The following is a 23,606-nucleotide window of genomic DNA, read 5'->3' as shown; positions in this document are numbered from 1 at the left end:
TAGGGGTGCGGTGGGGACGCGTGGTAGGGGGTGCTCGGTCGGGCTCGCCGGCGTCGCTCAGTCCCGGCTCGGCGCTGACCGCCTGTCCGGGATCAAGGGCAGTGCGTCGGCCGGCGGTATCGCGACCCAGAGGACCCCGTCAGCGAGCCGCGCGCTCTCCAGGAGCGCGCCGAGGGGCTCGGCCGTGTTCAGAGCCGCGTCGACTCCCGTCGAGACGGGGTCGTCGTCCGCGGCGTGCGGTGGGAAGCGGATGCGCCGACCGATCAGCTGGTCGCCGTCGAGACGGCGCCGGTAGACGATGCAGACGCTGTTCGGGCTCTCGATCCAGGTCCGGACCACGTCCACCACGGAGGCGTAGTTCTCGAGGATCTCGTCCTCCAGGACCCTCTTAACGACGGCAGCCTCGGTCGAATCGTGCATGGGCAATCCCTCCTCGGGTGGCGGACCGAGGAACTCGGCCCGCCACGGACGGTAGCCGAACCATTTTCGGCAGGGCGGAGGAGGCGCGCTCGAGCTCCGGAGCGGCGCGCGCCCCTCCTGGCCGGCAGGCCTGCGTCGGTACTGCTGACGGAGTCGTCGGGGCTCCTGATCCGGCCCGCGTGTCGACTCGTCCGGCAGCGCTCTTGACAGGCGAGCGAAGTAAGTGTTCGATCAGTCACATGGCTTCCCCCTCCTCCCGCTCCACCGCCGAGGCGCAGCGCGAGCGGATCACCGCGGCGGCGCTCCACGTGTTCGCGCGCACCGGCTACGCCGCGACTCCGATCACCGAGGTCGCCGCCGAGGCCGGTGTCTCGCCCGCCTACGTCTTCCGCCTGTTCCCGGGCAAGCTCGGCGTCTTCGTCGCCGCGGTTGACCGTTGCTACGAGCAGGTGGCGTCCACGCTCGCGGCGGCGGGGGAGGCCTCGCCCTCCTCGGACCCGGCCGACCGGCTCGAGGCGATGACCGTCGCCTACATCGACCTGATCGCCGACCGCGACCTGATCATGCTGCAGTCACAGGCGCAGAGCGCGTGCGAGGTCCCCGAGATCCGCGAGGCGGTGCGCCGCGGGATCTCCGCGGTCGTCCGAACGGTCACCGTCGTCTCCGGAGCCGACGGTCCGGCCGTGCAGCGCTTCGTCGCCTACGGGCAGCTCTGCCACCTGATCGTGCAGACCGACCTCGGCGGCGTCGACTCCGAGTGGGCCCGCATCGTCTCCGACGGCATCCGGCACCGCGACTGAGTCCGCGGTCCTCCCGTCTGCTCCTCTTCTTCCTCCCCTCCTCCTCTTCGCCACCCTCTTCCTCATGCCCGCCGTTGTGACTGTCCAGTCACTCACTACAAATTCCAGGAACCCCTCATGTCCACCACCCTTCCCCGCACCACCACCCGCGTCGTCCTCCCCGGGATCGTCGAGCCGTCCGGACTGCTCCTCGAGCAGGCGCCGGTCGAGCCGCCCGCGGCCGGCGAGCTGCTCGTCGCCGTCGAGGCCACCGGCATCTCGTTCGCCGAGCAGTCGATGCGCCGCGGCCGCTACTTCGCCCAGCCGCCGTTCCCCTTCACGCCCGGCTACGACCTCGTCGGCCGGGTCCTCGCGGTCGGCCCCGGCGGCGACGCGTCGCTCGAGGGCCGCCGGGTCGCCGCGCTCACCAAGACCGGCGGCTGGACCGGGCACGCCCGTGTCGCCGCCCGCGACTGCGTTCACGTCCCCGACGCGGTCGCGTCGGAGGACGCCGAGGCCGTCGTGGTCAACGGAGTGACGGCGTGGCAGATGCTGCACCGCTCGGCGCGGGTCTCCCGCGGCGACACGATCCTCCTGTTCGGCGCGAACGGCGGAGTCGGCGGCCTCGTGCACCGCCTCGCCCGCCTCGAGGGGATCCGCGTGATCGGCGCCGCCTCGCCCCGCCACCACGAGGCCCTCCAAGCGGCCGGAGTGGAGCCCGTCGACTACGCCGATCCCGACCTCGCCGCTCGCGTGCGCGAGCTCGCTCCCGGCGGCGTGCAGGCCGTCTTCGACAACGTCGGCGGAGCGACGACCCGGCTGGCGTGGTCGCTGCTCGCGCCCGGCGGCACCCTCGTCGCCTACGCGATCGTCAGCGCGAGCGCCGGGAGCATCTGGCCCCCGTTCCTCCGCCAGCTCGCGCGGATCCAGGCCTACCAGCTGGCCCCCAACGGCCGGCGCGCGGTCTTCTACGACCTCTGGGCGGGCCACTCGCTGCGCCCCGCGCGCTTCCGTGCGCGGCTCGAGGAGGACCTCGGCCGCGTGCTCGGACTCCTCGCCGACGGCTCGCTGACGGCCAACATCGCCGCCCGCTTCCCGCTCACCGGGATCGTCGAGGCGATGGAGCTCGCCGAGTCCCGGACGCTCGACGGCAAGGTGGTCCTGCTGCCGTGAGCGGGGTGCGTCCGGGCGGAGGGTGATTCCGGTGCGGAGGCGCCCGGGCGGCGAGCGGGGGAGAATGGCGCGGTGGACACGGGACTGGTCGAGGTGCTGAAGGCACTGGGCAATCCCACGCGACTGCAGATCATGGAGTGGCTCCGCTCTCCTGAGGCGTCGTTCAGCGAGTTCGAGCCGATCGCCGACCGCGCCGAGTTCGGGGTCTGCGTCACGCATCTCGCCGCGAAGAGCGGTCTCGCGCAGTCGACCATCTCGTCGTACATGGGATCCCTGGAGCGCGCGGGCCTCGTCCGCTCGACGCGCGTCGGGAAGTACACCCACTACCGGAGGAGCGACGCCGACGTCGACGGGCTCCTGAAGCGCCTCGGAGCCTCAATCTAGCGACATATCGCGAATCGTCGATATGATCGGCGGCATGACCGATGCTTCCGAGGCCGCTCCCGCTCGCCGCGCTCTGCTCGTCCACGCCCATCCTGAGGAGCGGTCCTTCTCCTCGGCGCAGGCGGACGCGGTCCTCGAGCAGCTGAGGGCCGACGGCATGGAGGTGCGCCGGCTCGACCTGTACGCCGAGGGCCGGGACCCGGTGCTGCACCGCGACCAGTTCGCGCCCGGCTCCGGCTACTTCAAGCCGCAGGCGCAGCAGATGACCGCGGTCCTCGAGAAGACGCTCGGGGAGCCCGTCACGAGCGACCTCGACGAGCTGATGCAGGCGGATCTCCTGGTGCTCTCGTTCCCCCTGTGGTGGTTCTCGATGCCGGCGATCATGAAGGGCTGGATCGACCGCGTCTTCGTGATGGGCGCGACGTTCGGAGGCGAGCACGGCGTCTTCGCCGAGGGCGGCCTGCGTGGCAGGAGCGCGATGCTCCTGCTGACGACGGGCGGCGGCGAAGCGGCCTTCGCGCCCGGCGCCGCCGACGGCTACGGCGACCTGCAGTCGTTCCTCTTCCACATCCATCGCGGGATGCTCGAGTTCGTCGGGTACGACGTCCTGCCCCCGGTGGTCACCTACGGTCCCGCCCGCCTCAACGCGGCCGGACGCGAGGACGCCCTGCGGCGCGCTCGAGCGCAGGCGTCCGCATCGACGGCCCGGCTGCGCGGCGCCTAGCGTTCGCCGCTGCGCCTCCCGGCCGCGCTCAGTCCCGCGACCGGCTCGCGTGCGCGCGGGCCTTCATCCGGTTGCCGCACGTCGCCATCGAGCACCACTTGGCGGTGCCGGGGCGGCTGCGGTCGAGGAGGAAGAGGTTGCACTCGTCGTTCGCGCAGGCGCGGAGCCGCCCGGGGAACCGGGCGTTCACAGCGGACCAGGCGAGGACCGACTGCACCGCGAGGCGATCCGGCTCGGGAGCGCTCAGCTCCCACACGACGCCCTCACCGGTGACGCGCGGGGTGCGCACGGCGTGCGCGACCAGGTCCGCGAGCTCCGTGATGGCCGCGGGCGCGTCCGAGCGCACGACGGCCTGGAGTGCGTCGCGGGCGCGGCGCAGCCGCTCGAGCTCGTCCTCGGTGCCGACTCCGCCCCACCGCCGGGCGAGCTCGCGACCGGACGCGTCGCCGAGGTCGTCCGTCGGCCGTCCGTCCACCACGGGCGCGCTGTTCAGCACCGCCAGGAGCAGCTCCTCGTCCCGATCCATCGTTCCCCGTTCTCCCGCCGTGCGGCCCGTTCGATCCATGCTAGCGTCCGGCTAACCAGTAAATCTACTTTAAGGGGTTAGCCATGGTCGTCGTCCATCACCGCACCGTGTCCGTCGACGGACTCGACGTCTTCTGGCGGGAGGCCGGGCCCGTCGACGCGCCTGTCCTCCTGCTGCTGCACGGGTACCCGAGCAGCTCGCACATGTTCCGCCACCTCCTCCCCGCCCTCGCGGGGCACTACCGCGTCATCGCCCCCGACCACATCGGCTTCGGGCGCTCGTCCGCGCCCTCCGTCGAGGACTTCGACTACACGTTCGCCGCCCTGACCGCGGTGACCGGCCGCTTCCTCGAGACCATCGGGGTGACCCGGTACACGATCTACGTCCAGGACTACGGCGCCCCCGTCGGCTGGCGCCTCGCCCTCGCCGATCCGTCCGCGGTCGTCGCCGTGATCTCGCAGAACGGCAACGCCTACGAGGAGGGCTTCGTGCCCGGCTTCTGGGACCCGATCTGGGCCGACGCCGCCGAGCGGACCGACGAGACGCGCGACGCCCTCCGGCCGGCTCTCGGCCGGGAGGCCGTCGAATGGCAGTACACCCACGGTGTCCCCGACTCCACCATCGTCGATCCGGACGCCTGGGAGCACGACCTCGCGCTCCTCGCCCGCCCCGGCCAGGATGACGTGCAGCTGGCGCTCTTCCGCGACTACGCCACGAACCGCGCCCTGTACCCGGCCGTGCAGGCGTGGATCCGCGAGTCCGGAGTCCCCGTCCTCGCCGTCTGGGGCCGGAACGACGAGATCTTCGCCCCCGCCGGCGCCCAGGCGTTCCTCCGCGACGCGCCTCACGCGCGCATCGAGCTCGTCGACGGCGGGCACTTCCTGCTCGAGTCCCACCTCGACCGCGTCGTCAGCGCGATCACGGACTGGCTCGGCCGCGAGTGACGGTCCCGTGAGCCGGGCGGGTCCGCTGATTCGGCCTCGCGGGAGCGGCCACGGATGCCTGCTCCTGCTGCCGGCAACCGCGCCGACGTCGGCGCAGCGGGGTCGTGATCCCGACCCGCTGCGCCCGACGAGGCCCTCCTGCCCGGCGCTCCTCAGCGGCTGAGGAGGGCGACGAGGTCGGTCGCGATGCGGTGCTCGACGTCGGCCGGGACGGGCTGCACGGCGGCGTCGAGGTCCGCGGTGACGACAGCGGCGAGGCTCCGTGCCTGCAGGGTCAGGCCGAGGTCCATCGCCTGGATCGGGTTGCCGCCGGCCGCGGTGAGGTTGATCATCCGGCCGTTCTCGAGGCGGACGATCCGCTTGCCGTTCTTCAGGCGGATGCCCTGCCGGCGCTGTCCGTCGGCGAACTCGGTGGTCGACTCGGTGGCGGCCGCGAGGGCCTCCTCGTCGATCTCCCACGGGAAGTGGCCGACGCCCGCGATCACAGCGCCGTCGGCGAAGGCGTCGATCTCCGCCGCGCCGATGACGCCGGATGCTCCGGTGGCGGTGAAGACGAACTGCGCGTCCGAGAGGACGTCGGCGACGGGTCCGACGCGGTGGCCGCGGAGGATCGCCTGCAGCGAGCGGATCGGGTCGACGTCGGCGACGGAGACCCGCGCTCCGAGCTGCGCGAGGGTGTCGGCGACTCCGCGTCCGCACGGGCCGTAGCCGATGACCGCGGCGCGGGTGCCCGGGATCATGAGGTTCGTGGCGTTCATGAAGCCCTGGACGACGCTCTGGCCGACCCCGTACTCGTTCTCGACGATCAGCTTGAGGGGCGAGTCGTTGATGACGACGACCGGTCGCGGGAGGGTCGCGCTGTTCTCCCGCAGGCGGATGCCGCCGGTGGTGGTCTCCTCGGTGCCGCCGAGGTAGTGGTCCGGGACGCCCGAGTTGATGAGCCGGAGAGTCAGGTCGGCGCCGTTGTCGAGGGTGAGATCGGGATCGTGCTCGAGCACCTTCTCGATGTTGCGGAGGTGCTCCGCCTCGCCGTCGCTCTGCTTCGTGTGCACGTGCACGCCGAGGGCGCGGAGGTCGTCGGCGACGTCGTCCTTCGTTGTTCCGGGCGAGCCCGTCAGAGCGATGTCCATTCCGGCCTCGACGAGGAGCGACACGAGGGCGGCGGTCTTGGGCTCGACGTGGAGGCAGATCGCCAGCTTCTTCCCGGAGAGCACCGGAGCGAGCTCCCGGACGGCCTGCGCGGTGAGGGGCATGTGGTCGAGAGCCCAGCGGCTCGCCGGGTGGGAGAGGGAGGAGGTCATGGCGGGTCCTGTCTGGAGTGGGTGCGTGGGCGTCGGGTGGGGGCGTCGTGTGGCCGGCGGCGCGGGAGTCGCGTCAGGGCGCTCGGCCCCCGGCGGGCTGCCGCCGCGCCCGGCGTCCCGCGTGCGTCGAGTGCGCGGTCCGGTACGGAAGGTCCTGAGGAGGCCGATCGCCGGGGACGGCCGCGAGAGGCAGCACTCGCCTGCTCTCTGCGAGATGGAGCCTGAGGTACATCTCCTCACGCTGGGCCGAGGTCGGCACGGCGCGGATCGTCATCGGTGAGGACACCAGCCCAGTCTGTCGACCCGGACGAGCCCTCGCTCGGATGATCGTGCCCGGCGGCAGCACCTCGGGAGGGGCCGACCTGTCGTCAGCCGACGTCCCGCGCGGCACGACCAAACGCCACCGCTACCCTGACGCCATGCGCCGCATCCTCGACGACCCTCTTCGGAACCGCGTCCGCACTGGCTCTCCGTCCGTCGCGTCGGCCTGATGGGGCGGCGACGGGCGGACCGCTCGGAGCCGGTTCGCGAGTTCCGGCCCTCGAGGGCCCGGCAGAAGAACGAGTCGCGACGGCTGAGGCCCGTCGCCGTCCTCCCCGCGCTGGTCCTGCTGGCGGGGAGCGTCTGGGGAGTCGTGGTCGCCGACGACCGCGGTGCGGCGCTGGCCGTTTACCTCGGGCTGTTCGGTTTCGCCACCGTGGTGGCTCTGGTGATCGTCGGAGTGCTGGCGCTCCGCAATCGGCGGTTCCTCGCCACCGCGTCGCTCCGGATCTCGGACCGGGCGATCGAGTGCACGGACGCTCGAGGCAGGGTCGTGACCTTCGAGCGGGCCGACCCGTCGGTGAAGGCGCTGCTCGCCTGGGTGCCCGCCGGCCCCAACAGTGAGGGGATCGATCTGCCACCGTCGCTCATCCTGTTCTTGTCGGACGGAAGCCGGTCGCTGCGGCTCCGCGGGGCGGACTGGGAGCTCGAGGATCTGCGGGCCGTCGTCGCCGCCGTGACGACACCGCTCTCGCCGGCGGCGCGTGGCGTGCACACCGGTGGCCGGAGCGTGTGGGCGCGCCTGACCGGAGCCGCTCGCCAACGGGAGATCGAGGCGCCGCCCGCCCTGGAGAATACGCTCAGCCCCGCCGAGATCAACGAGCTGATCCCCGGCACGATGAGCTTCCAGGAGACCCGTCCGCTGACGTTCGCCCTCCTGATCGGGTTCGGCTCGGTGGCTCTCGTGCTGGGCCTCGTCGTCGGGGTCGCCTTCGTGGTGGTGCCCGGGTAGCGGTGCAGGTCGGCGGCCGAGCCGTGGACCGCTGGGCGGGAGACGCGGGCGACGGGCCCACGCTCCCGACCGGCGACCTCTCCGGGGCGATCCTGCCCGCGCCCTAGGCTCCACGCATGACACTCACCCAGGACTCCGGTTGGATCTGGTTCGGACTCGCGATCGTCACCGCCGGTCTGGCCGAGCAGAAGGGCCGCTCGCGCTGGCGCTGGTTCGTGCTGGGGCTGCTGCTCGGGCCGATCGCGACGGCCCTCGTCGTGCTGTGGGCGCGACCGGAGGGCGGAGTGGCGACGGACGTGCGCTGGAACTTCGCGATCGGCGCCGGCGTCGCCGCGGCGGCGCTCGTCCTCGTCGCCGTGACCTCGGCCCTCTGGCTGCTGCTCATCCCTGCGGCGATCGCGGCGCTCGCCGCCGGTCTGCTCGCCTGGCTGAGCCGCCGCGTCCCCTACGAGGACCTGCCCCGCTGACGACCGCTAGAGGCTGGTCGAGCATCGGAACTCGAGATCTCGCGGCCCGAGGCGGCAGGCGCGTCACTCCTCGGACAGGGTCGATGACCTCGCGAGAGTCTGCCGGCCGCGGCGTCAGCGTTCCGGCCAGGCCTCCCACACTCGACTGAAGGGCGCGGTCAGCTGCTGCCCGTCGTGGCCGATCCTGTGATGCCCCCCGACGTCGTTGCTGTAGCCGCTCGACCAGCCGAGCTCACTGCCGCTCCCGATGCGGTAGCCGACGATGATGCCGTCCTTCCCGGCGGCGATGCTCTCCTCGTAGCGGCCCGCGACGACGTCGAAGACGGTGCGCTCGAGGTCGTCCGCGAGGGCGGTCCACTCGTCGTCGCAGGCGTCGCAGCCGCAGACGGGGTAGTTGAAGCGGTGCAGTGCTCCGGCGTGGAGGAGGACGCCGGGGAAGACGGTCCAGACGATCGTCAGAGGTGCGGCGTCGACCGACCGCGGCGTCACGCGGACGGCGCGGGCGGCCCAGGAGATCTCCGCTTCGTCTCGTGAGGCCAGGGCCGGGTCGTCCTCGACCGTGACGTCGTAGGTGCGCTCGAGGTGCTCGAGCAGGGCGTCCGCGACGGTGTGCAGCGGCTGGAAACGCTCGAGATCTCTCGTGACGGAGTAGCTCTCGTCCGGAGGCGAATCACCCTGCCAGCGAGTGCCGTAGGGGATGGGTCGGCCGTCCTCGCCGATGAAGACGCGGTCCGCGACTGCCGGTCGGGCGTAGTCCGTCATGGACGAGAGGGTACGACGCGAGCCGTCCCGCCGTCAGGTCGGCGACTTCCTGCCGACGGGTGCCGCGCCACCCAGCCGCACGTCCCCCTCCGGATACGCGTCGTGCGAGAAGCACAGCCGCACGCCCTCCGCCTCCACACGCTCGAGCAACTCGGACGTCCGCTCGTGCGCCCGCGCGTCGTCGCTGATGAACCGCGGCAGCCGGCGCAGGCGCCCGGACCAGCCGAGGAACTCCCGCCCCCACGCCGCGTCGCCGGCCACCAGCACGCGCCCCTCGACGAGCGCCCCCAGGTGCCCGCGCGCATGCCCCGGGAGCGGCACCACGAGCAGCGACCCGTCGCCGAACAGGTCGAATCCGGTCAGCCCCTTGATCGTCGTCGCGGGCTGCTCGTCCGCCACGATCCCGGCCGCGAACCACGGCGGCAGCAGCGCGCGGAAGATCCCCTCGCGCACGCGGTTCCGCCGCACGGAGGCGACCTGGCCCGACGACAGCACGAACGTCGCGTCCGGGAACCAGCGCACGCCGCCCACGTGGTCCGGGTGCAGGTGCGTGAGCACCACGAACTCGACGTCGGCCGGGGTCAGGCCGAGGGCGAGCAGCCGCTGGTCGACGGTCTCGTCGTCCGGCACCGTCGCGGGCAGGATGCGCTCGTACAGCCGTCCGACGAGGCCCGTTCCGCGGAACGTCGGCGGGTAGCCCGTGTCCACGAGCACCCGCCGGCCGCTCGCGTGCGTGTAGAGGAAGACGTTCGAGGGGAAGACGCGGCGGGGGAGCCCCTTCCCGCGGAACACCCGGGACAGCGGGAAGACGGTGCTCCCGCACGCCATCACCTGCAGCGACGACTCAGCCACGCGTCGTCCTCAGGTGCTCGCCGACCCGGCGGATGCCCTCGGCCAGCGGCACGGTCGGCTCGTAGCCGAGCTCGGTCCGCGCCCGCGAGATGTCGAGGGTCTGCGCGTAGGCGAGGGTCGCCACGGTGTAGCGGGTGAACGGCGGCTCGCGGCCGGGCAGCAGCCGGTAGACCCGCTCCAGGATCTCGGCGAGCGCGGTCAGCACGCGCAGGTCCACCCGGATGAAGCGCGGCTCCTCGCCCATCGCGGCGAAGAAGCGCTCGAGGAGGTCGCCGAGCGGAGCGGGCTCGCCGTTGGTGATGTTGTAGACGCCGCCGTCGGCCACGGGAGCGTCGGCGGCGAGCACCAGCGCGTGCGCGGCGTTCTCGACGCAGGTGATGTCGACGGGGTTCCGACCGCCGTCGAAGAGGGGGATGCCGCGGCGGCGGCTCGCGGCGACGAAGCGGGGGAGGAGGCTGGGGTCGCCGACGCCGATCAGGCCGCGGGGGCGCAGGATCACGAGCTCGGGGATCCGGCCGGCGCGGTGCGCCTCCTGCAGCAGCCGCTCCGCCTCGATCTTGCTGCGGATGTAGAGGCTCATCCGGCTGCCGGCGTCGACCTCCTCCTCCCGCACCAGGTACTGGTGGCGCCGGGCGGAGTAGATGCTCGGCGAGGAGACGAAGACGAAGCGGCGGATCCCGCAGCGCTCGGCCAGCGCGATCATCGCCTCCGTCCCCGCGACGTTCGCGCGCTCGAACTCGCTCCACGTGCCCCACGGGCTCGACAGAGCGGCGGCGTGCACGAGCACGTCGGCCTCGACGTCCGTCGCGCCCAGCTCGGCGAGGTCGGCGCGGAGGACCGTGGCGCCCTCCTCCTCCAGCCGCGCCAGCGCCTCGGGGGCGCGACCGGTGGCGAGCACGTCGTCGCCCGCGGCCAGGAACTCGCGCACCGCGTAGCCGCCGAGGAAGCCCGTCGCCCCGGTGATCAGCACGCGGCGCCGGCGCTCAGCGGACATCGACGACCTCCAGCCCGCGCTTGCGGCCCCAGTACCAGAGCAGGATCCCCAGGTACCCGAGCGCCTTGCCCTTCCGGATCGACATCAGCACGACCGCGTCCTTGTCGAGCAGCGCCTCGCTCCGCCCGATCACCTGGCAGACCTTCAGGTGCAGCTCCAGGTCCTCGTCGGTGTCGTCGATGCTCGAGCGCGGGAAACCGTCGACCTGGAGGTACAGCGCGGCGTCGATCGCGAGGTTGCAGCCGGCGGCCATGAACATCCGGTACCGCTGGCCGGGGCGGCGGTAGAAGACGCCCGGGGCGTGCTCCATCAGGCGGATCAGCGCGGTGCCGAGCACGCCGTCGTACCAGCGGTAGACGGCTTCGTCCCGCCGCGGGGACAGGCGGCCGCCGACGAAGCGGGCGCCGCCGCGGAGGTCGGCCTTGAGGCGCGCCACCCAGTCGGCGCTCGGCAGGCAGTCGGCGTCCGTGCGGGCGACGGCCGTCGCGCCCTCGGCGATCGCGTGGCGGAAGCCGGTGTCGGAGGCGGCTCCCGTGCCCTTCTGCGCCTCGTCGATCACGGCGACCTGCCGCTCCGGGCACCGGCGGCGGAACTCCTCGATCACGGCGCGCGAGCCGTCGGTGCTGCCGTTGTCGACGAGCAGGAGGGTGAAGTCCGGATCGGTCTGGCGGGCGAGCGCGTCGAGGGCGCCGCCGAGCAGCTTCTCCTCGTCGAGGAAGGGCACGACCACCCAGAAACCGCGCGCGTCCATCCGTCCCCCGCTCCGGGACCATGGTGTCGGCGGGGGCCCGTGCCGTCAAACCGCGCCGAACAGTGCGCGCGGAGGTGCAGAGGCGCGCTATACAGGGATTCGCTCCGCACGTCCCGGGGCAGGAAGGGGCCCGCGTGCCCGACCTCCTCCCGCTCCGCGTCCTCGGCACGGGCGAAGCGCTGCCCGAGCGGATCGTCACGACCGCCGAGGTCGCCGCGCTCTGCGGCCTGCCCGCCGACGAGGCCGAGCGCCGCTCCGGCGTGCGCACCCGCCACTGGGTCACCGACGACGAGGACCCGCTGGAGCTCGGCCTGCTCGCCGCCCGTCGGGCGCTCGCGGCGGCCGGGCTCGACACGGTCGACGTGGTGCTCAACGCCTCGGGCACTCAGCTGCAGGCGATCCCGGACGGAGGCGCGCTGCTCGCGGCGGGACTCGGCCTCGACGACGTCTCGGCGTACAGCGTCGGCGCCACCTGCCTGTCGTTCCTCTTCGCTCTGCAGGAGGCGGGATTCCTCCTCGCCACGGGTCGCGCCGACACCGTGCTCATCGTCTCGACCGACTGCGGCAGCCGCGGCATCGACCCGGGCCAGCCCGAGAGCGCCCTGCTCTTCGGCGACGCGGCCGCCGCCGTCGTGATCGGACGCGCCGAGACTCCGGGGCAGGGCCTGGTCACCACGCACTTCCGCACCCGCCCGAGCGGTGTGCGCCACGCGGAGCTGCGCGGCTTCGGCTCGCGGATCCGGATCGAGGAGGCGCAGGACCGGCTCGCCGACTTCCGCTTCGACATGCAGGGCAAGGCGCTGCTCGTCGACGCGCTGCGGCACTTCCCGGCGTTCCTCGAGGAGGTGCGGCCCGGCCTCTCGACCGGGCTCCCCGGCATCGACCGCGTGGTCCCGCACCAGACCAGCGCGGCCGGGCTCGAGGGCATGGCCCGCCTCTGGGGCCGCGACCGGATGACGATCACGCTCGGCGAGGTCGGCAACACGATCGGCAGCGCGATCCCGCTGGCCCTGCACCGCTCGCGCGTGCGGCCGGGGGAGTCGGTGCTGCTGGTGGGCACGGGCGCGGGCACGCACTACGGCGCGGTGGTCCTGCAGGCGTGAGCGGTGGCAGCGCCTAGCCGAGGAGCGACAGGGCCGAGAGCCCGAGGAACGGCGCCATCACCACGAGGCAGACCGCGGCGGAGCGACCGAACCCGTGGGAGGAGTCCCGCCCGCCGACCAGACGGGCGAGCAGCCCTGTGACCAGCGGCGGGAGCAGGAACAGCAGCAGCCACGGAGCCAGGACCTCCGCGCGCGGCGCCGTCCAGTCGGGCTGGTCGTCGCGGTCGAGCGGAGGGAGCCGCACGAGGAGGAACGCGGCCGTGAGGACGATCGCGGGGAGAACCGACAGGCAGGTGAGCGTGATCGCGGTGAACCTCGCCCCGTCGTCCCGGGAGTACCGGGCACGGTCGGGGTCGGGCGCGGGCCCCCGATCGGTGTCCTCGTCCCAGCCCGGACTGCTGAATCGGATGCGTCCCATCAGGCGATCATGCCGTTCCGGAGCGGGGTCGCGTTGCGGCCGACGAGACCTCCGTCATCCCCGCCGCTCGACCAGCGCCCGCAGCGCATCGCGGACGAACCGGGCGCCGGCGACTCCGCCGTAGTGCGCCGCGAACCGCTCGTCGTCGACGTACATCTCGCCGAGCCCGAGCAGGTACTCGTCGCTCGGGCCGCCGGTCGCGTCGCGGGGCGTGCCCGGCACCTCGGCGAGCCAGGCGCGGTGCCGCTCGGCCAGCGCGAGCGCCTCCTCCCCGGTCGGACCCGCCCCGCTCGCCGCCGCGGCGGTCCACGCGTCGGCGAGGTCCGCCTGCCGCCGCTGCCACTGCTCGCGCTCCTCCGCGCTCATCGAGCGCCACCAGCGGTCGCCGCCGGCGTACGCCGGAGCACCCCAGCGGCGCTCCACTTCCTCGCGGTGCTCCGCGTGGTCGAACCCGTCGAACATCTCCTCGGCCATCGGCCCGTTCCCTTCTCTCATCGTGGTGATCGTCCCGGTGACCGCCCGGATGCGGCGGTCGAGCCGTCGGCGCTCCTCCTGGAGCACGTCGAGGTGCCGCTCGAGAGCGGCCACCGGCTCCGCGTCGCGCCGCAGGATCCGCCCGATCTCGGGCAGCCCGAGACCGAGGTCGCGCAGCAGCAGGATCCGCTGCAGCGTCACGAGCGCGGCGGCGTCGTAGTAGCGGTAGCCGTTCGCGCCCACCCGGCTCGGCGGCAGCAGCCCCTCGGCCCCGTAGTGCCGCAGCGTCCGGCTGGTCGTACCGGCCAGCCGCGCCACCTCGTGCACGGTCCACTCCTGCTCCACAGCGCCCTCCGTCTCCGCGTCGCCGGTGACTTCGGCGGCGATGGAAGCGACGGTACGGGTTGACGCAGCGTCAAGGTCAAGCGGCGGGGACGGATCCGCTAGCGGGCGCCGATCCTGCGCGTTCCCACCCGGAGGACGAGCTCGGTCACCGGCATCGCGGCGATCGAGCAGCAGGCGGCGGGCATCACGGTCAGCAGCGTGACGACGGCGTCCGTCCCGTCGCCCGCGTCGGTCCACGCCGCGATCGAGACCACGATCCAGGCGATCGCGAGGATGCAGACCGTAGAAGCGGTCCAGAGGACCGGCCAGGGCGCGCGACCCCGTCCCGCGGAGTAGGGGAGCCCGCCGACGGCCGCCGTCACGGCGGTCGCCAGAAGCGCTCGGGCCAGCGGGAGGAGCAGCTCGCCGGCGTCCCGGCCGGTGTCGAGGGAGGACAGGGCGAACAGGACCGAGGTCGTCGCGAGCGAGAGGACGCCGGCGACGGCGACGAGCGTCAGCAGGGTCCGGATCAGGAGCCTCACCGGTCGCGTCCGGCGAGGAACGCGCCGCGCTCCTCCAGCAGCCGCCGCAGGTGCCGGTCGAGCACCAGCCGCTCCGCGATCCGCCCGAGGACGCCGAGCGGGGCGGAGTACTCCAGCCGGTCGATCATCACGGAGCCGGAGCCGTCGGGCTCGAAGCGGTGCTCGTGCCGGAAGGTCGCGAAGGGCCCGCGGGTCTGCTCGTCGACGAAGGAGTGCGGGGCGTCGAACGCGGTGACGGTGCTGGTCAGCCGGAGCGGGACGCCGAAGTGCCGGGCGCTCCAGGTCACGTGCTCGCCGAGCCCGATCAGCCCGGTGGTCGTCCCGGACACCGCGCGCTCGCGAGCGCCGGCCTGCGAGCGCATGTGCAGGTCGATGTCGCGCGCCCGGTCGAACATCTCGGCGGCCGGGCGGGCGGAGCGGGTCACGACCTGGAGGAGCACGGTGTCGATCCTGCCCGCCGCGCCTGCAGCCGGCCGCGGACGCGCCGGTCCGCCCGCCTCACCAGCTCGTCACCACGGTCCGCGTGATCACCCACCCCTCGTCGCGGCGGACGAGGCGGCTCGTCAGCTGGAGCCGCCAGGTCGCGTGCAGGCGGCCGATGGTCGCCTCGGTGATGGTGCGGGAGGTGAGCACCGGGTGCGCGGCGCCGCCCGAGAGGGCGCTCTCGACGTGGTCGATCTCGTGGTACTCCTTGCGCGCCTCGTCGATGTCGGCGAGCCACTCCTCCCGCGACTGCACCAGGCCGGTCGGGTGCTCGATCACGAAGCGCTCGTCGAGCAGCGCCTCGAGCGCGGGCAGGTCCACCAGCTCCAGCGCATCGAAGAGGGCGGCGTGCACCGCGGTCGGGCCGTCGTCCTCCAGCTCGTCGCGCATGCCGGCGGTCCCGTCGCCGCTCATGCCGGCGGTCCCGTCGTCGCGCGGCGGACGAGCTGCGTCGGCAGCTGCACGTGCAGCGAGCGCGGCTCGCGCCCGGCCATCAGGGCGATCAGCATCTCGGCGGCGGTCGCTCCGAGCGTCTGCATCGGCTGGCGGACGGTGGTCAGCGGCGGATCGAAGCGGGCGGCCTCGGGCACGTCGTCGAAGCCGATCACCGACAGGTCATGCGGCACGGCGAGGCCCAGGTGCGCGGCGGTCTCGATGATCGCCAGCGCCGAGACGTCGTTGGCGGCGAAGACCGCGGTCGGGCGGTCGGGCAGCGACAGGAGCGAGGAGGCGGGCCGCCGGGCGGTGTCGCGGTGGTAGTTGCCCACCCGCAGCAGGCGCTCGTCGAAGGCGATGCCGGCCTCCGCCAGCGCCGCCCGGTAGCCGGCCTCCCGCAGCCGCGCCGAGCGCAGGTCGCCGCGGCCCGCGACGAAGCCGATGCGGCGGTGCCCGAGGGCGACGAGGTGGCGGGTGGCGAGCAGGGCGCCGCCGAAGTTGTCGGACTCGACGGTCGGCAGGTCGGCGCGGCCGGTGTGCGGGTCCACGGCGACGAGCGGGATGTCGGAGGGCGCGCTCACCACGCTCGGCGTCACCATGATCGCCCCGTCGATGAGGGTGCCGCTGAGCCGGCTGAGCGAGCGCCGCTCCCAGCCCTCCTGCTCGCCCTCGTGGGAGCCGGAGTAGGCGAGCAGGTCGAACCGCGACTCCGCCAGCACCGACCCCACGCCCTTCAGGATCTCGGCGCTGAACGGCTCGAACCCCGCGACGAGCACGCCGATCACGCCCGTGCGCCGGGAGCGCATGCTGCTCGCGACGAGGCTCGACTCGTAGCCGAGCTCGCGCACGACCTCGAGCACGCGGGTGGCGGTGGAGGGGGCGATGCCGTAGCGGCCGTTCACGGCCTTGGACACCGTCGCCACCGAGACGCCGGCGGCAGCGGCGACGTCGTGGATGGTCGGTCGGGTGGTCATGTGGCCGACTGTAACCCGTGCTTCGAAAACCATTTCGAAAACGTTTGACCACTTTCGCAAGCACTGCGGACACTGACTCCACCCGCGAAGGCGGGAACCCCCACGGCGCCGGTGCACCAGGCGGCGCCCTCGATGAAGAGAACGGTTGGACGATGAAGTTCAGGAAGATCGCAGTGGCGACAGCAGCCCTGCTCGGCACGGTCGCGGCCCTCACCGGCTGCTCGGCTCAGGACTCGGGATCGAGCGACGGCACCGTCGCGATGACCCTCTGGCAGAACTCGACCACGGGCCCCGGCCAGGAGTTCTGGGACAAGACGATCGCGGACTTCGAGGCCGCGAACCCCGGAGTGACCATCGAGTCGCAGGCCATCCAGAACGAGGACCTCGACGGCAAGCTCCAGACGGCGCTCAACTCGGGCGACGCCCCCGACGTCTTCCTCCAGCGCGGAGGCGGCAAGCTCGCCGCCATGGTCGCGGGCGGACAGCTGAAGGACCTCACCGACGGCATCTCGGACCAGGCGCGCAGCGAGATCCCCGAGGGCTCGTTCTCGGCGAACACGCTCGACGACAAGGTCTGGGCGATGCCGGTCGCCGTCCTCCCGGGCGGCCTGTTCTACAGCCAGGACGTCTTCACGGCGGCGGGAGTCACCGAGACGCCGAAGACCATCGACGAGCTCGACTCGGCGATCACGAAGATCAAGGGCAGCGGAGCCCAGGCCGTCGCGCTCGGCGCGAAGGACGCCTGGCCCGCCGCGCACTGGTACTACTTCTTCGCGCTGCGCGAGTGCAGCGCCGACACCATGGCCGAGGCGGCCGACACCAAGGACTTCTCGGACGACTGCTGGGTCCGCGCGGGCGAGGACCTGCAGGACTTCGCGGCGACCGAGCCGTTCAACGAGGGCTTCCTCACCACCGCCGCCCAGCAGGGCGCGGGCAGCTCGGCCGGACTCCTCGCCAACCACCAGGCGTCGATGGAGCTCATGGGCGCGTGGGACCCGGGCGTGATCGCCTCCCTCACCCCCGACGAGAAGCCGCTGCCCGACCTGGGCTGGTTCCCCTTCCCCGAGATCGACGGCGGCGACGGCGAGGCCGGCGCGATCATGGGCGGTGTCGACGGCTACTCCTGCTCCGCGGGCGCTCCCGACGAGTGCGTCGACTTCCTCAACTACCTGGCCACCTCCGACGTGCAGAAGGAGTACTACGCGGCCTTCAACGCGCCCCCGGTGAACACCGTGGCGCAGGAGGCGGTCACCGAGCCGTACCTGCAGCAGATCCTCGAGGCCTACAACTCGGCCCCGTACGTCTCGCAGTGGCTCGACACCGTCTACGGCCTCAACGTCGGCAACGCGCTGAACGTCGGAGTCGTCGACCTGCTGGCAGGCAAGAGCGACCCCGAGCAGCTGGTCGAGGCCGTCAACGCCGCCGCGGCGAAGGCCTAGCCACCATGGCACTCCGCGAGAGCCCGCTCCTCGGAGTGGATGAGCCCCGCGGGACCGCGCGCACCGGAGGCGTCACCTCGACGCCTCCGGTGCGCCGGCGCCGCCGCAGCGTGGGCTGGGCGGGGCGCTTCGAGATCGCGCTCCTGGTCGGCCCGGCGCTGATCGTCTTCCTCGCCTTCGTGATCTTCCCGGTCGTGATGGCGGCCTACTACGGCTTCTTCAGCTGGCAGGGCTACGGAGTGCCGACGGACTTCGTCGGCTTCCGCAACTACCTGACGATCCTGCAGGACCCCACCTTCCACGACGCCCTCGCGCACAACGGCATCATCGTGGTGCTCTCGCTCGTGCTCCAGGGGCCGGTCGCGATCCTCCTGGCGCTGCTGCTGAACCGCAAGCTGCGCGGGCAGTCGATCATCCGCGTCCTGATCTTCGTGCCGTACGTGATCTCGGAGGTCGTCGTCGGCACCGGCTGGAGCCTGATGCTCCAGACCAGCGGCGCGGTCAACGGCCTGCTCGAGAAGGTCGGCCTCGGCGCGCTGAAGCAGGACTGGCTCTCGGATCCGGCGATCGCGATCTGGACGCTGATGCTGATCATCACGTGGAAGTACATCGGCTTCGCCGTGATCCTCTTCCTCGCGGGTCTGCAGGGCATCCCCGAGGAGCTGTCCGAGGCCGCGGCCATCGACGGCGCCTCCTACTGGCAGGTGCAGCGGCGGATCACCCTGCCCCTGCTCGCGCCGACCCTGCGGATCTGGGCGTTCCTGTCGATCATCGGCGCACTGCAGCTGTTCGACCTCGTCTACATCATCTGGGGCCAGTACGTGTCCTCGACCGCGGGCACCTCGACCATGGCGATCTACCTGGTCACCAACGGCCGCAACGCCGGCAACTATGGGTACGGGAACGCCGTCGCGGTGGTCCTGTTCCTGATCTCGCTCGTGGTGGCGCTGCTCTACCAGCGCTTCGTGCTCCGGCGCGACACGGCGGGCGCACTGACGGGAGACAAGCGATGACCGGCACGACGATGACGGCCCCGCCGATCACTCCGGAGACCCCTCGGCCTCTCGCGGTGAAGCGGCGTCGTCAGCCCCTGGGCCGCGGCACGACGATCGCCTACGTCGTGGCGATCGTCGTGATCGCGCTGATGCTCGCCCCGGTGGCGTACATCATCCTCGGCGGCTTCCGCACGAACGCGCAGATCACCACCGACCCGGCGGGCCTGCCCTCGCCGTGGAACGTGCAGAACTACCTCGACGTGATCACCGGCGGAGTCTTCTGGCAGGAGGTCGGCAACTCCACCATCGCCGGCCTCGCGACGACGCTCGGCGTGGTCGTGCTCGGCCTGATGGCGAGCTACGTCCTGGCCCGCTACGACTTCACCGGGCGCGGCGTGTTCTACGCGCTCTTCGCCGCCGGCCTGATGTTCCCGATGACTGTGGCGATCACTCCTCTCTACCTGGTGATCAAGAGCCTCGGCCTGATGAACTCGCTCGCCGGAGTGGTGCTGCCGCAGATCGCGTTCGGCCTGCCGACGACGATCATCATCCTGGTGCCGTTCCTCCGCGCGATCCCGGACGAGATCCAGGAGGCGGCCTTCATCGACGGCTGCAGCCGGATCGGCTTCTTCTTCCGGATGGTCGTGCGCCTGGCGATGCCCGGCGTGATCACCACGGGGATCCTCGCGTTCATCGCGAGCTGGAACAGCTACCTGCTGCCCCTGTTCATCCTCAACAACGAGTCCACCTTCACGCTCCCGCTCGGAGTGCAGGCGTTCTCGTCGCAGTACTCGGTCGACACGGCGAAGGTGCTGGCCTTCGTGTCGCTGTCGATGATCCCGGCGCTGATCTTCTTCAGCGTCTTCGAGCGCCGCATCGTCGGCGGGCTGACGGGGGCGGTGAAGGGATGAGCGGATCGCTCCGCCCGTCCGCCGCGTCCCCCGTCCCGTCCGCACCCGTCGCCCCACCCGCAGAGAGGGTCGCACCGTGACCGCACCGCACGCACCAGAGGACCCCCAGGCTCCGTCCGCCCGCACCACCGAGCTGCTGGGCCGGATGACGCTGGAGGAGAAGCTCTCCCAGCTGGTCGGCTACTGGGTCGACCAGGGCGGCGAGGTCGTCGCCCCGCTCGCCGGCGAGATGGCCACCTCGACCGGGTACGCCGAGGCGACCCGCGAGGGGATCGGCCAGCTGACCCGCGTCTACGGCACGCGCCCCGTCGATCCGCTCGAGCGCGCTCAGTGGCTGTGGGCGGAGCAGCGCCGGCTCGTCGAGGAGACGCGGCTGGGCATCCCGGCGATCGTCCACGAGGAGTGCCTGACCGGGCTCGCCGCCTGGCAGGCCGCGACGTTCCCGACTCCGCTCGCCTGGGGCGCCTCCTTCGACCCGGAGCTCGTGGCCGAGCTCGGCGCCGTGATCGGCGGCTCGATGCGCGAGCTCGGGATCCACCAGGGCCTGGCGCCCGTGCTCGACGTGATCCGCGACCCCCGCTGGGGCCGGGTCGACGAGTGCATCGCCGAGGACCCGTACGTGGTCGGCACGATCGGCACCGCGTACGTGCAGGGGCTGCAGTCCACCGGCGTCGACGCGACGCTGAAGCACTTCATCGGCTACTCCGCCTCCCGCGGCGGCCGCAACCACGCGCCGGTGCACGCCGGACCGCGCGAGATCGCGGACGTGCTGCTGCCGCCGTTCGAGATGGCGATCCGCGACGGGGGCGCCCGCTCGGTGATGAACTCCTACGCCGAGATCGACGGGGACCCGGTCGGAGCGACGCCCACCTACCTCACGGGCGTGCTGCGCGAGCGCTGGGGCTTCGACGGCGTGGTCGTCGCCGACTACTTCTCGGTCGCGTTCCTCCACCTCATGCACGCGGTCGCCGCCGATCTGGGCGAGGCGGCCGAGCTGGCGCTCGCCGCGGGGATCGACGTGGAGCTTCCCACGGGCGACGCGTTCCTCGCGCCGCTGGCCGCGCGGATCCGGGCCGGGGAGGCCGACGAGGCGCTCGTCGACCGGGCCGTGCTGCGGGTGCTCGCGCAGAAGGAGCGGCTCGGACTGCTCGACGCGCGCTTCGACGACGCCCCCGAGTCGATCGACCTCGACTCGCCGGCCCACCGCGACATCGCCCGCCGCCTGGCCGAGGAGTCGGTGGTGCTGCTCGCCAACGACGGCGTCCTGCCGCTCGCTGCGCCGCACCGCCTCGCGCTGATCGGCCCCAACGCCGACAGCGCGCCCGCGCTCATGGGCTGCTACTCCTTCGCCAACCACGTGCTGGCGCACCACCCGGGCGTGCCGCTGGGCTTCGAGATCCCGACGGTCGCGGACGCGCTGGCCGACGAGTTCGGCTCGGCCGAGCTGCTGCTCGCCGAGGGCTGCTCGGTCGAGGGGGACGACGACTCCGGGATCGCCGAGGCGGTCCGGGCGGCCGCCGACTCCGATGTGGCGATCGTGGTCGTCGGCGACCGGGCGGGCCTGTTCGGCCGCGGCACGGTCGGCGAGGGCAACGACGTCGAGAGCCTCGAGCTCCCGGGCCGCCAGCGCGAGCTGGTCGAGGCCGTCGTGGCGACGGGGACCCCGGTCGTGCTCGTGCTGCTGACCGGCCGCCCCTATGCCGTGGGCTGGGCGCTCGACGGGCCGTCGGCTCCCGCCGCCGTGCTGCAGGCGTTCTTCCCGGGGGAGGAGGGCGCCGGCGCGATCGCGGGCGTCGTCTCGGGACGGGTCGACCCCTCCGGCCACCTGCCGGTCTCGCTGCCGCGCTCGGCCGGGGCGCAGCCGTTCTCGTACCTGCACCCGATCCTCGGCGGGCCGTCGGACGTGACCTCCGCCGACAGCACGCCGGTGCGGCCGTTCGGCCACGGGCTCTCGTACACGCACTTCGCCCGGACGGAGCTGGCGGCCGAGGAGTCCGCCCCGACGGACGGCTCCTTCACGGCGACCGTGCGCGTCCGCAACACGGGCGAGCGGGCGGGCACCGACCTGGTGCAGCTGTACGCCCGCGACGTGTTCGCGAGCGTGACCCGGCCGGTGGCGCAGCTGCTCGGCTACGCGCGGGTCGCGCTCGAGCCCGGCGAGGAGGCGGAGGTCCGCTTCGAGGTCCCGGCCGCGCGCCTGGCCTTCACCGGACGCGAGGGCGTGCGGATCGTCGAGCCCGGCCGCGTCGAGCTGTGGGTGGGCCCGGACTGCGCGACGCGCGAGACGGAGACGGCGCTCGAGCTGGTCGGCCCGGCCGCCGCTGTCGACGCCTCCTCGCAGCGCCTCGTCGGCACGCGGGTCCAGCGGGCGGGAGCGGGCGTCCCGGCCTGACCCGTGCACAACGCTGGAAGGATCGCTCCGGCGGGCCGTGGATCCGCGGATCCCGGTGCCCGCGGGGCGATCCTTCCTGCGGTCTGAGCACGGCGCGGCTCCGGCACCGCTCTGGCGCGGCTCGGACGGGCGCGGCAGGCTGGGGGGATGAGCGACGACGCGAAGCAGACCCTCCTCCGCTACCTGCAGGAGGGGCGCGACGCCCTGCTGCAGAAGCTCGACGGGCTCGACGAGTACGACGTGCGGCGGCCGCTGGTCGCGACGGGCACGAACCTGCTCGGCCTGGTGAAGCACGTGGCGGGCACCGAGGCGGGCTACCTCGGCGCCGTGTTCGGGCGGCCGTTCCCGGAGCCGATGCCGTGGATGGAGGACGAGTCGGAGCCGAACTCGGACATGTGGGCGACGGCCGACGAGTCCCCGGCCGACGTCGTCGCGCTGTACCGCCGCGTGTGGGCCCACTCCGACGCGACGGTCGCGGCCCTCCCGCTCGACGCTCCCGGGCAGGTCCCCTGGTGGACGAACCGCGACGTGACGCTGCACCGGATCCTCGTCCACATCACCACGGAGACGCACCGGCACGCCGGCCACGCCGACATCGTCCGCGAGCTGATCGACGGGCGGGTCGGACTCCGGACGCCCGGCGACAACCTCCCGCCGGTGCCGGAGGAGTGGTGGCCGGAGTACCGGGAGCGCCTCGAGTCGCTGGCGCGCGCCGTCCGCGACCGGGGCTGACGTGCCGGCGTCCGTCGGCACCGCGGTCACGCCGGCCCGCGCGGCGCGGCTGCTCGACGAGCTCGATGCCGCGACGGAGGCGGCGCTCGACGTGGCCCTGGGCGGTCGCGGTCGGGGCCGGGCCGCCTTGCAGCGGCGCCGCGACGGGGCGTCGCCGGAGGAGCGGAGGCAGCGGGCCGCGCTCGAGCGCCGGGCGTTCAGCGCGGAGGCGGACCCCGCGGCGCTCGAGGAGCTGGCACTGCTGCGCGCGCAGCTCCGCGAGCGGGAGGAGGCGCTCGACGCCGCGGTCGCGGGACTGGCCGCGTCCGTCGGGCCCGCAGCGGCCGAGGGCCGGATCGGCCGCGGGACGGCGAGCGGCCGGACCGGTGGGGACGAGACCGGCGAGACCACCGGAGGCGACGACGCCGACTCCCGCACCTCCGTCACGCCCCGCCCGCGCCGCCGCCTCGGGGTGATCGCCGCGCTCGTCGCCGTGCTCGGGCTCGCCGCCCTCGGCACGGCCGCCTCCGTCGCGCTGGCCCCTCGCCCGTCGCTGGAGGTCTTCACCGAGCCCTGGGCCGTCCCCGACGACGTCGCCACGCGCCCGCTGTCGACCCTCGCGAGCCTCCGCGTCTTTCACTGGGGGCCGACGCGCTACCTGGGCAGCATCGCCGGAGTCGACTACTTCGCCACCCTCAGCCTCGACTCCTTCTCGGCCGCGGAGCTCGCCGACGAGTCCGTCTGCCTCTACGGGCTCGCGCGCTCCGACGGCGACGTCGTCGTCACGGACTGCGCGGCGACCGCGGACTTCGTCGCGAGCGGCATGGCCCTCTCGCCCGACGACTACCAGGGCGACGCGGGCGGCGCCGGAGTCGCCTGGGGTCCGACCGGAGGGATCCGCTCGGCCGGCTGAGGCGGCGGGCCCGACTCCACCGGGCTCGCCCGCCGTCCCCGATCAGCCCCCCGTCCGAGAGCGACGGCACCACGACCAGGTCCGACTTCCCCACGTTCGCCAGCGCCTGCGCGTACTCGACGACCGCCGAGCACACCTCGTC

27 protein-coding genes are annotated in these 23,606 nt (G+C 73.0%); 14 read left to right on the top strand and 13 right to left on the bottom strand.

From position 1 onward, the window contains the following. Positions 1 to 57 precede the first annotated feature (57 nt). The gene (locus C5C74_RS05160) at positions 58 to 420 is read right to left on the bottom strand and encodes a hypothetical protein (RefSeq protein ID WP_104351103.1); all 363 of its coding nucleotides are present in this window, start codon (positions 418 to 420) and stop codon (positions 58 to 60) included. A 239-nt stretch (positions 421 to 659) separates the two neighbouring features. Between C5C74_RS05160 and C5C74_RS05155 the strand changes: the two genes are divergently transcribed. From C5C74_RS05155 to C5C74_RS05140, 4 genes are all read left to right on the top strand, one after another. Further along, on the top strand, positions 660 to 1,220 hold the full coding sequence (locus tag C5C74_RS05155) for a TetR/AcrR family transcriptional regulator (protein ID WP_104288592.1): 561 nt from the start codon (positions 660 to 662) through the stop codon (positions 1,218 to 1,220). Between the two features lie 117 nt (positions 1,221 to 1,337). Continuing rightward, the gene (locus C5C74_RS05150; RefSeq protein ID WP_104351102.1) at positions 1,338 to 2,372 is read left to right on the top strand and encodes a medium chain dehydrogenase/reductase family protein; all 1,035 of its coding nucleotides are present in this window, start codon (positions 1,338 to 1,340) and stop codon (positions 2,370 to 2,372) included. A 72-nt stretch (positions 2,373 to 2,444) separates the two neighbouring features. Beyond that, a complete protein-coding gene (locus C5C74_RS05145) occupies positions 2,445 to 2,756 on the top strand; it encodes a helix-turn-helix transcriptional regulator (RefSeq protein ID WP_244230566.1) in 312 nt (103 codons plus the stop codon). A gap of 34 nt (positions 2,757 to 2,790) precedes the next feature. Then, the gene (locus C5C74_RS05140; protein WP_104351123.1) at positions 2,791 to 3,480 is read left to right on the top strand and encodes an NAD(P)H-dependent oxidoreductase; all 690 of its coding nucleotides are present in this window, start codon (positions 2,791 to 2,793) and stop codon (positions 3,478 to 3,480) included. 28 nt (positions 3,481 to 3,508) lie between these two features. Here C5C74_RS05140 and C5C74_RS05135 read toward each other — a convergent pair whose 3' ends face one another. Next, positions 3,509 to 4,006 carry a CGNR zinc finger domain-containing protein gene (locus C5C74_RS05135; RefSeq protein ID WP_104351101.1) on the bottom strand — a complete coding sequence of 166 codons (498 nt, stop codon included), beginning with the start codon at positions 4,004 to 4,006 and terminating at the stop codon, positions 3,509 to 3,511. An 83-nt stretch (positions 4,007 to 4,089) separates the two neighbouring features. Between C5C74_RS05135 and C5C74_RS05130 the strand changes: the two genes are divergently transcribed. Further along, entirely contained in the window at positions 4,090 to 4,950 is an 861-nt protein-coding gene (locus tag C5C74_RS05130; RefSeq protein ID WP_104351100.1) for an alpha/beta fold hydrolase, read from the top strand. A 152-nt stretch (positions 4,951 to 5,102) separates the two neighbouring features. On the opposite strand, the gene C5C74_RS05125 is transcribed toward C5C74_RS05130, so the two are convergent. Further along, entirely contained in the window at positions 5,103 to 6,251 is a 1,149-nt protein-coding gene (locus C5C74_RS05125; RefSeq protein ID WP_104351099.1) for an adenosylhomocysteinase, read from the bottom strand. Positions 6,252 to 6,741: 490 nt separating this feature from the next. Here C5C74_RS05125 and C5C74_RS05120 point away from each other — a divergent pair, with 490 nt between their 5' ends. Both C5C74_RS05120 and C5C74_RS05115 read left to right on the top strand, forming a co-directional pair. Further along, positions 6,742 to 7,524: a hypothetical protein gene (locus tag C5C74_RS05120; protein ID WP_104351098.1), complete on the top strand. Its 783-nt coding sequence runs from the start codon at positions 6,742 to 6,744 to the stop codon at positions 7,522 to 7,524. Between the two features lie 116 nt (positions 7,525 to 7,640). Beyond that, positions 7,641 to 7,991: a hypothetical protein gene (locus tag C5C74_RS05115; RefSeq protein ID WP_104224914.1), complete on the top strand. Its 351-nt coding sequence runs from the start codon at positions 7,641 to 7,643 to the stop codon at positions 7,989 to 7,991. A gap of 114 nt (positions 7,992 to 8,105) precedes the next feature. On the opposite strand, the gene C5C74_RS17290 is transcribed toward C5C74_RS05115, so the two are convergent. Genes C5C74_RS17290 through C5C74_RS05095 form a run of 4 tightly spaced genes read right to left on the bottom strand, consistent with a single transcriptional unit; the run spans position 8,106 to position 11,350 of the window. Beyond that, positions 8,106 to 8,753 carry a DUF6226 family protein gene (locus C5C74_RS17290; protein ID WP_181134647.1) on the bottom strand — a complete coding sequence of 216 codons (648 nt, stop codon included), beginning with the start codon at positions 8,751 to 8,753 and terminating at the stop codon, positions 8,106 to 8,108. Positions 8,754 to 8,786: 33 nt separating this feature from the next. After that, the gene (locus tag C5C74_RS05105; RefSeq protein ID WP_104351097.1) at positions 8,787 to 9,605 is read right to left on the bottom strand and encodes an MBL fold metallo-hydrolase; all 819 of its coding nucleotides are present in this window, start codon (positions 9,603 to 9,605) and stop codon (positions 8,787 to 8,789) included. Beyond that, a complete protein-coding gene (locus C5C74_RS05100) occupies positions 9,598 to 10,599 on the bottom strand; it encodes an NAD(P)-dependent oxidoreductase (RefSeq protein ID WP_104339089.1) in 1,002 nt (333 codons plus the stop codon). Before C5C74_RS05100 ends, C5C74_RS05105 begins: the two co-directional genes overlap by 8 nt. After that, positions 10,589 to 11,350, bottom strand: a complete 762-nt coding sequence (locus C5C74_RS05095) for a glycosyltransferase (protein WP_104261373.1) — start codon at positions 11,348 to 11,350, stop codon at positions 10,589 to 10,591. The genes C5C74_RS05100 and C5C74_RS05095 overlap by 11 nt, the downstream gene beginning before the upstream one ends. 134 nt (positions 11,351 to 11,484) lie before the next feature. On the opposite strand from C5C74_RS05095, the gene C5C74_RS05090 reads away from it, so the two are divergent. Beyond that, a complete protein-coding gene (locus C5C74_RS05090; protein ID WP_219812206.1) occupies positions 11,485 to 12,453 on the top strand; it encodes a 3-oxoacyl-ACP synthase III family protein in 969 nt (322 codons plus the stop codon). Positions 12,454 to 12,466: 13 nt separating this feature from the next. Here the strand turns inward: C5C74_RS05090 and C5C74_RS05085 are convergent, their stop codons facing one another. From C5C74_RS05085 to C5C74_RS05060, 6 genes are all read right to left on the bottom strand, one after another. Beyond that, complete coding sequence (locus C5C74_RS05085; RefSeq protein ID WP_104288603.1) at positions 12,467 to 12,871, bottom strand: hypothetical protein; 405 nt, start codon at positions 12,869 to 12,871, stop codon at positions 12,467 to 12,469. 54 nt (positions 12,872 to 12,925) lie between these two features. Continuing rightward, a complete protein-coding gene (locus C5C74_RS05080) occupies positions 12,926 to 13,690 on the bottom strand; it encodes a TipAS antibiotic-recognition domain-containing protein (RefSeq protein ID WP_104288604.1) in 765 nt (254 codons plus the stop codon). Positions 13,691 to 13,788: 98 nt separating this feature from the next. Further along, positions 13,789 to 14,211 (bottom strand): hypothetical protein, encoded by a 423-nt coding sequence (locus C5C74_RS05075; RefSeq protein ID WP_104288605.1) that lies wholly within the window; start codon positions 14,209 to 14,211, stop codon positions 13,789 to 13,791. Next, positions 14,208 to 14,651: an SRPBCC family protein gene (locus C5C74_RS05070; protein ID WP_258064099.1), complete on the bottom strand. Its 444-nt coding sequence runs from the start codon at positions 14,649 to 14,651 to the stop codon at positions 14,208 to 14,210. Before C5C74_RS05070 ends, C5C74_RS05075 begins: the two co-directional genes overlap by 4 nt. A 58-nt stretch (positions 14,652 to 14,709) precedes the next feature. Then, positions 14,710 to 15,108 (bottom strand): nuclear transport factor 2 family protein, encoded by a 399-nt coding sequence (locus tag C5C74_RS05065; protein ID WP_104273750.1) that lies wholly within the window; start codon positions 15,106 to 15,108, stop codon positions 14,710 to 14,712. Beyond that, complete coding sequence (locus C5C74_RS05060; protein WP_104224902.1) at positions 15,105 to 16,103, bottom strand: LacI family DNA-binding transcriptional regulator; 999 nt, start codon at positions 16,101 to 16,103, stop codon at positions 15,105 to 15,107. Before C5C74_RS05060 ends, C5C74_RS05065 begins: the two co-directional genes overlap by 4 nt. A gap of 152 nt (positions 16,104 to 16,255) precedes the next feature. Between C5C74_RS05060 and C5C74_RS05055 the strand changes: the two genes are divergently transcribed. From C5C74_RS05055 to C5C74_RS05030, 6 genes are all read left to right on the top strand, one after another. Next, positions 16,256 to 17,542 carry an ABC transporter substrate-binding protein gene (locus C5C74_RS05055; protein ID WP_104250419.1) on the top strand — a complete coding sequence of 429 codons (1,287 nt, stop codon included), beginning with the start codon at positions 16,256 to 16,258 and terminating at the stop codon, positions 17,540 to 17,542. Between the two features lie 5 nt (positions 17,543 to 17,547). Next, entirely contained in the window at positions 17,548 to 18,555 is a 1,008-nt protein-coding gene (locus C5C74_RS05050) for a carbohydrate ABC transporter permease (protein WP_104226347.1), read from the top strand. Beyond that, entirely contained in the window at positions 18,552 to 19,448 is an 897-nt protein-coding gene (locus C5C74_RS05045; RefSeq protein WP_104224899.1) for a carbohydrate ABC transporter permease, read from the top strand. The genes C5C74_RS05050 and C5C74_RS05045 overlap by 4 nt, the downstream gene beginning before the upstream one ends. A 145-nt stretch (positions 19,449 to 19,593) precedes the next feature. Next, positions 19,594 to 21,840 (top strand): glycoside hydrolase family 3 N-terminal domain-containing protein, encoded by a 2,247-nt coding sequence (locus C5C74_RS05040; protein WP_104273752.1) that lies wholly within the window; start codon positions 19,594 to 19,596, stop codon positions 21,838 to 21,840. Between the two features lie 147 nt (positions 21,841 to 21,987). Next, positions 21,988 to 22,572 (top strand): DinB family protein, encoded by a 585-nt coding sequence (locus tag C5C74_RS05035; protein WP_104273753.1) that lies wholly within the window; start codon positions 21,988 to 21,990, stop codon positions 22,570 to 22,572. Position 22,573: 1 nt separating this feature from the next. Continuing rightward, a complete protein-coding gene (locus C5C74_RS05030) occupies positions 22,574 to 23,464 on the top strand; it encodes a hypothetical protein (RefSeq protein ID WP_104351096.1) in 891 nt (296 codons plus the stop codon). Positions 23,465 to 23,606 lie beyond the last annotated feature (142 nt).

This window comes from Rathayibacter sp. AY1E8, from assembly GCF_002931415.1.
Classification (GTDB): Bacteria; Actinomycetota; Actinomycetes; order Actinomycetales; family Microbacteriaceae; genus Rathayibacter.
The sequence above is the reverse complement of the archived record's forward strand: the minus strand, read 5'-3'. Positions and strand labels throughout refer to the sequence as shown.